The organism is Luteimonas mephitis DSM 12574, from assembly GCF_000422305.1.
GTDB classification, from domain to species: domain Bacteria; phylum Pseudomonadota; class Gammaproteobacteria; order Xanthomonadales; family Xanthomonadaceae; genus Luteimonas; species Luteimonas mephitis.
The window spans coordinates 806,542-812,784 of sequence record NZ_KE383816.1 but is presented as its reverse complement, the minus strand read 5'-3'; the positions used below and the strand labels follow the sequence as shown (position 1 = coordinate 812,784).

The following is a 6,243-nucleotide window of genomic DNA, read 5'->3' as shown; positions in this document are numbered from 1 at the left end:
CGCTTGCCGATCTCCTCGGCGGTGAGCGTCGGGTTGCCGGGCGGCGTGGTGGGTGCGGTCATGGCGGCGAGGTCCTGTGCCGAGAATGGAGAGGCGGGCGGATTCGAGTGGGCGCAGCCGGAGAGGAACACGGCTGATGAAGCCAGCAACAGCGTTGCGGTACGCCGTCGCGGGTTTCCGTTGCGGCACGAACTCATCATCGCGTTCCTTCGCATGGCCTGCGGTGGAGTCTATCCAACGCGCACCGGGCGCAGCCGCGACGGCCGTCACGCGGCAGGTTTGGCTGGCTGCAGGCGATCCCTGCTTGTCACTCGGAGCCAGCGGTTTCGAAGCCGCCGGCTCGGCTCCCGAGCGAGCGCGGCCGAAGCTCCGGATCCAAAGCCTTCTGCTGCGCGGCGGAAGAGGAGACGCGCAACGCCGGGCCTGGATTCTGATCGGATAGTGCAGCCCCGCGATTCCGCGCTGCGAACCGGTCGGCGATTTCTCGCAGGTGAGCCTGGGGCTGAAGTCGCTGGTGACGCAGATCTTCACCGCGTTCGGTGCGGCGCGGGCGCCGATCCTGGGCAAGGGTTCGCGAAACCCGAACAAACCCAAGCGCTTGGGGAACTACCCCCCCTGCCTTCGGTGGGGTGACTTCCGGCCCATGGACGTCATGCATAGGTGTTGTAGTCTACCAGCACACCAAATCACGAACCAGGAGATCACCATGACCATCCGGCATTCCCCCTCGACGTCCTCCCCTCCGCGCACGCCGGCCGCGCTCGTCGCGCCGGTCGCTGCCAGCGCCTACCGCAGGTATCAGGCGCGCGACTTCGGCGTCGGCTACGGCAACAGCAGCGGCTACGCCAGCGGCAAGCGCTACACGCCCGACTGGGGCAACGCGCGCTTCCGCTGCGGTTGATGCCGACGGCCGCCGTGAGCGGCGGTGCGGAGAGCCGTCGCCGGCTTCAGCTTTGTTGACGCGTAAGCGTGCCGCGCCCTAGTCTTCGCAGTCTTTCCTGCCGTCTCCGGACCCGTCATGTCGATTTCATTGACCATCGATCTCAGCGATCGCGACCTCGAGCATTTCCAGAAGGCGATGCAGGCATCGCGCAAGGCCGCCGAGGGCAAGACGCCCGAGGAGGTCGTGGTCGCGGCGGGCAAGCTGCTGGCGGACGCGCAGAAGGTGCACATCCCGGATTTCGTCCGTGAGCGCCTGCTGCAGCTCGACGACATGATCGCCATGGTCCGCGACCAGGGCTGGAACATGGAAGCCGAGGACCGCCAGCGGGTGATGTCGGCACTGGTCTATTTCGTCGACCCGAAGGACGTGATCCCGGACAACGTCGAGGTGCTGGGCTTCCTCGACGACGCGATCATGATCGAGCTGTGCGTGCGCGAACTGCGCCACGAGCTCGACGCCTACGACGATTTCTGCGAGTTCCGCGCCCACGAGGCGACCAAGCGCGGGGTCGAGCCGTCGAGCGTCGGCCAGGCCGACTGGCTGGCCAGCCGCCGCGAGGAGCTGGTCGACCGGATGCACACCCGTCGCGAGCGCGACATGGGCATCGGCTATGGCAGCAGCAGCGGCTACGGCGCCAAGCGCAGCTACGTCCGCGCCTGGCGTCCCGGGATGTTCACCTTCAAGTGAGCCGTTGCAGCCGCGCGCCGGCGACGCCGGCGTGATCTTCCGCAAGGCCACCAGCCTCGAAGACCTCAACGGCGCCTCGCGCAACACCGCGATGGCGGCGTTGGGCATCGTGTTCACCGAAATCGGCGGCGACTTCTTGCGCGGCACGATGCCGGTCGATGCGCGGACACGCCAGCCCTACGGCCTGCTGCACGGCGGCGCCTCGGTGCTGCTGGCCGAATCCCTCGGCAGCAGCGCCGGCAACCTGTGCGTCGATGACGCCCACATGTGCGTGGGGATCGAGATCAACGCCAACCATCTGGCCGGCGTGCGCGAGGGCGTCGTCACCGGCACCGCGCGGCCGCTGCACGTCGGCCGCAGCACCCAGGTCTGGGAAATCCGCGTCGAGGACGACCACGGCCGCCTGGCCTGCGTGTCGCGCCTGACCCTTGCCGTGGTGCCGCGGCGCGCCTGACCGGCGGGCCGGGGCGCCGACAACCCGCCATCGCATGCCCCCCCGGCATGCGTTCCTCGTGTGGCCGCATCCGGTAACCTTGTGCAGATGAATCCGTCGCCTTCCTCCGTCCCTCCCGGAACACCGGCGTCGGAAGGAAACCTCGTGCGCATCTGGCGCTACCTGTACCGGGTGCCGTTCCTGCTCTGGCATGTCCTGGTCGACCTGCCGGTCACGCTGCTGCTGATGATGCCGCCGTGGGGCGCGAGCGAGTTCGGCGGGTCGCGCCTCGACCACCGCATGGTCCGTGCCTGGTCGTCCGGGCTGCTGCGCGTGTTCGGCTTGCGCCTGGTCCGCATCGGCACGCCGGTGCCGCAGGCGACGCTGTTCGTCGCCAACCACGTCAGCTGGGTCGACATCGTCACCCTGCACAGCCAGCGGATGATGGGATTCGTGGCCAAGCGTGAAATCGCGAGCTGGCCGCTGGTCGGCTGGCTGGCGTCGCGCGGCGAGACGATCTTCCACCAGCGCGGCAGCACCGAATCGCTTGGCGGCGTACTGCAGGTCATGCTCGCGCGGCTGCGCTCGGGACGTTCGGTGGGCGTGTTTCCCGAAGGGCGCACCCGCGACGGCACCGAAGTCGGCCCGTTCCACGCCCGCATCTTCCTGGCCGCGGTCGAAGCGGGCGCGCCGGTGCAGCCGGTGGCGCTGCGCTACGGCGCCGGCGGCAGCGCGCAGACGGTGGTCGCGTTCCAGCCGAAGGAGAGCTTCCTCGGCAACTTCCTGCGCCTGATCGGGGAGCCGCCGCGGGTGGTGGAGGTGGTGTTCCTGCCGCCGATCGTGCCCGGCGATACCGAGGGCCGCCGGCGCATCGCCGAGCTTGCGCGTGCGCGCATCGTCGCGGCCATGCAGGATCCGGAGCCCGGGCGCGGGGAGTAGCAGGCGATGCCCGACCTCCCGGAACCATCAGGCCAGGCGCCCGCAATGCCGGAAGCGGGGCAGGCGGCAGCGGGCTCCCGGCTCACCGCGTCCGCGTACCGGCCGCCATCGTGGCTGCGCAACCGCCACGTGCAGTCGATCCTGGCCGGCAGCCCGCTGCGGCGCATGCGCGGCGCGCAAGGGCTGGAGCGGCTGGGCGCGGTGAGTACCGCGCATCTGGTCGACGGCGGCGACGGCGTGCGCCTGCACGGCCTGCACACCACGCTGCCCGGCATGCAGCCGCGCGGCCTGGCCCTGCTGCTGCACGGCTGGGAGGGCAGCACCGAATCGAGCTACATGCGGATGACCGCGGTGCAGCTGCTGCTGCGCGGCTTCGAGGTGTTCCGCCTCAACTTCCGCGACCACGGCGGCACCCACCACCTCAACGAGGCGCTGTTCCACTCCAACCGCATCGACGAGGTGGTGCACGCGGCGTGCGACATCGCGCGCCGCTTCCTGCCGGCGGACAGGCCGATGGTGGCCGCCGGGCATTCGCTGGGCGGCAACTTCGTGCTGCGCCTGGCGCTGCGCGCGCCGTCGGCGGGGCTGCAGCTGGCAGGCGTGGCCTCGGTCTGCCCGGTGCTGGATCCGGCCCGGACGATGCTGCAGATGGAGCGCGGCACGCCGATGTACATGCGCTACTTCGAAAAGAAGTGGCGCAACTCGCTGCAGCGCAAGCGGCGGCTGTTCCCCGAGCGGCACGATTTCGACGACGCCACGCTGAAGCTGCACATGCGCGAGTTGACGCAATGGCTGGTGCAGCGCCACACCGACTTCGGCACCCTCGACAACTACTTCGACGGCTACTCGATCGCCGGCGACCGGCTGGCGTCGCTGGCGGTGCCGACCGACATCCTGATGGCCGCCGACGACCCGGTGATCCCGATCGAGGACTTCCATGAACTGGTGCTGCCGGCACGCGCGCGGCTGGAAATCTCGCAGTGGGGCGGGCACTGCGGCTTCCTCGAGAACGTGCGCCTGGACGGTTTCGCCGAACGCTGGGTGGCCGAACACCTGGCAGCGGCCGCGAAGGACTGAGGCCGGCCCAAGGGCCGCTGCCGGCGCCGGCTAGAATGGGCGGATCCCGGGCGCCCGCCCGCCGACCCTCTATCCCATGCAAGCAGACATCCTCGACGCGCTGCGGCGCGGGGCGAACGAAGACGCCCTGTCGCTGGCCCGCGCCGCGACCGCCACCCATCCCGAAGACCCGCAGGCGCACCGCGCGCTGGCCATGGCCCTGCGCGCCAGCGGCGACGGCGAGGCGGCCCTGGCCAGCATCGACCGTGCCATCGCGCTGGCCCCGGACGACGCCGACCTGCACTTCCACCGCGCCGGCTACCTGCTCCACGGCAGCCAGTTCGACGCGGCGCAGGCGGCGCTGTCGCAGACCTTGCAGCTCGATCCCAACCAGTTCGGCGCCTATGTGATGCAGGCGCAGATGGCGCTGATGCGCGGCGACCTCGACGAGGCCGACCGGCTGGCGCGACTGGCCGCGCGGGTGTCGCCGGCGCATCCGTGGACGCGCCTGCTCCAGGGCAGCATCGCGCTGGAACGCGATGACGCCGACACCGCGCTGGCGCTGCTGTCGCAGGCGATGCAGGACGCGCCCGACGACGCGCAGGTCCGCTACGCGCTGGGTTTTGCCTACCTGAAGAAGGGCCACCTGGCGTTCGCCGAACAGGCCTTCCGCAGCGTGCTGGAGAAGATGCCCGAGGCGCGCGGCCTGCGCGCGCTGCTGGCCGAACTGCTGCGTCGCCAAGGTCGCCCGGCCGAGGCGGCCGACGAACTGGCGCCCCTGCTCGACCGCGACGACGCCACCCCGGGCCTGCAGCGGTTTGCCGGCGAGCTGGAACTGACCGCCGGCCGCCACGAGCGCGCGCTGCCGCCGCTGCGCCGTGCACTGGCCGCGCAGGCCGATGACGTGCGCACGCTCGAAGCGCTGTACGAGGCGCTGCGTCGCAACGGCGACCGCGACCTTGCGCGCAACGTGTTCGACGCCGCGCTGGCGACGTCGCCGCAGGCGGCGGTGCTGTGGCAGGCGCGGCTGGCGGTGGAAGATGCCGCCGACCCGCTGGCGCTGGACGTGGCCACCCGCTGGCTGGCGCAGATGCCCGACGCGCTGCCGGCACTGGAGGCGAACATGGCGCTGCTGGGCATGCGCCGCGACGCCGAAGGCGCCGAGGCCATGGCGCAGCGCATCGTGGCGCTCGTGCCGGGGCACCGGCAGGCGCAGATGCGCATCGTCGACCGGCTGCTGGCGCGCGACCCCGACGCCGGGCTCGCGCGCATCCAGTCGCTGCTGGCCCAGGCCGCGGATCCCGACGCGCAGCGCGAGCTGCGCACTTGGCTTGGCCACGCCCAACTGCGCTGCGGCCTGCACGAGGCGGCGGTCGCGACCTGGATCGGGCTGCAGGCAGAGGCTGCCTCGCGCAGCCTGCCGCTGCCGGAGCCGACAGCGCCCGATCCCGTGCTGCCGTCGATCGTCGAGCCGACCGCGGACGCCCCGGCGGTCGCGTTCCTTGCCGGAGCCCCCGGCTCGGGCGCCGAGCGTGTGGCCACGCTGCTGGCGGGCGCGCTGCCAGCCTTCCGCGACGACCGCTTCACCCCGCGAGGCGCGCCGGACGACCTGCTGCAGAACTTCATGCTGCCCGCGCAGCTGGCCAGTGGCGAACTGGACCCGGCCGCCGTGGCCGCCGACTGGCGCGAACACCTTCCCGCGCGCGGCGTGGCCAACGGCGAAGTGATCGACTGGTTGCTCTGGTGGGACAACGCGCTGCTGCCGATGCTGCGCACCCGGCTGTCGCACGCGCGCGTGTTGATCGCTTTGCGCGACCCGCGCGACATGCTGGTCGACTGGATCGCGTTTGGCGCGCCGCTGCTGCTGCGGGTCGAATCGCCGCTGCAGATGGCGCAGTGGCTCGCGCGCCACCTGGAGCACGTCGCCGTGCTGCACGAGCGGTCGCCGGTGATGTACGCACTGCTGAAGCTCGACGAGATCCACGGAGACCCGGCCGCGGTCGCGGCGACGCTCGGCGCGGCCTTGAACGTGAACCTGCCGCCGCCGCCGGCCGACATTTTCGGCGCGCCGCACTTCGCCGCCGGCTATTGGCGCGAATTCGCCGGGGTGCTGGCCGAGCCGTTCGCCGCGCTCACGCCGATCGCACGGCGGCTGGGCTATCCGGACGCCTGACCCGAGGAGACC

At 71.3% G+C, this 6,243-nt stretch carries 6 protein-coding genes and 1 pseudogene; 6 read left to right on the top strand and 1 reads right to left on the bottom strand.

Annotation, left to right across the window (positions count from 1 at the left end; translation table 11 throughout):
- Window positions 1-197: pseudogene (locus H570_RS19265) on the bottom strand (hypothetical protein); the annotation flags it as partial.
- A 509-nt stretch (window positions 198-706) separates the two neighbouring features.
- Between H570_RS19265 and H570_RS0113705 the strand changes: the two are divergent.
- From H570_RS0113705 to H570_RS0113680, 6 genes are all read left to right on the top strand, one after another.
- On the top strand, window positions 707-901 hold the full coding sequence (locus H570_RS0113705) for a hypothetical protein (protein ID WP_027081239.1): 195 nt from the start codon (window positions 707-709) through the stop codon (window positions 899-901).
- A 117-nt stretch (window positions 902-1,018) separates the two neighbouring features.
- Window positions 1,019-1,630: a YkvA family protein gene (locus H570_RS17650; protein ID WP_156899981.1), complete on the top strand. Its 612-nt coding sequence runs from the start codon at window positions 1,019-1,021 to the stop codon at window positions 1,628-1,630.
- 91 nt (window positions 1,631-1,721) lie between these two features.
- Window positions 1,722-2,084, top strand: coding sequence for a hotdog fold thioesterase (locus H570_RS0113695; RefSeq protein ID WP_245559615.1), 363 nt, complete (start codon window positions 1,722-1,724; stop codon window positions 2,082-2,084).
- Between the two features lie 87 nt (window positions 2,085-2,171).
- Window positions 2,172-3,002: a 1-acyl-sn-glycerol-3-phosphate acyltransferase gene (locus H570_RS0113690; protein WP_084500206.1), complete on the top strand. Its 831-nt coding sequence runs from the start codon at window positions 2,172-2,174 to the stop codon at window positions 3,000-3,002.
- A gap of 45 nt (window positions 3,003-3,047) precedes the next feature.
- On the top strand, window positions 3,048-4,079 hold the full coding sequence (locus H570_RS0113685; RefSeq protein WP_051176401.1) for a YheT family hydrolase: 1,032 nt from the start codon (window positions 3,048-3,050) through the stop codon (window positions 4,077-4,079).
- 76 nt (window positions 4,080-4,155) lie between these two features.
- Window positions 4,156-6,231, top strand: coding sequence for a tetratricopeptide repeat protein (locus tag H570_RS0113680; protein WP_027081235.1), 2,076 nt, complete (start codon window positions 4,156-4,158; stop codon window positions 6,229-6,231).
- The last annotated feature ends 12 nt before the right edge of the window (window positions 6,232-6,243 follow it).

Bases quoted from the DNA above. Each gene is read 5' to 3' on its own strand.
- H570_RS0113680 (WP_027081235.1), top strand. From the start codon at position 4,156: ATGCAAGCAGACATCCTCGACGCGCTGCGGCGCGGGGCGAACGAAGAC.
- H570_RS0113695 (WP_245559615.1), top strand. From the start codon at position 1,722: ATGGCGGCGTTGGGCATCGTGTTCACCGAAATCGGCGGCGACTTCTTG.
- H570_RS17650 (WP_156899981.1), top strand. From the start codon at position 1,019: ATGTCGATTTCATTGACCATCGATCTCAGCGATCGCGACCTCGAGCAT.
- H570_RS0113685 (WP_051176401.1), top strand. From the start codon at position 3,048: ATGCCGGAAGCGGGGCAGGCGGCAGCGGGCTCCCGGCTCACCGCGTCC.
- H570_RS0113690 (WP_084500206.1), top strand. From the start codon at position 2,172: ATGAATCCGTCGCCTTCCTCCGTCCCTCCCGGAACACCGGCGTCGGAA.
- H570_RS0113705 (WP_027081239.1), top strand. From the start codon at position 707: ATGACCATCCGGCATTCCCCCTCGACGTCCTCCCCTCCGCGCACGCCG.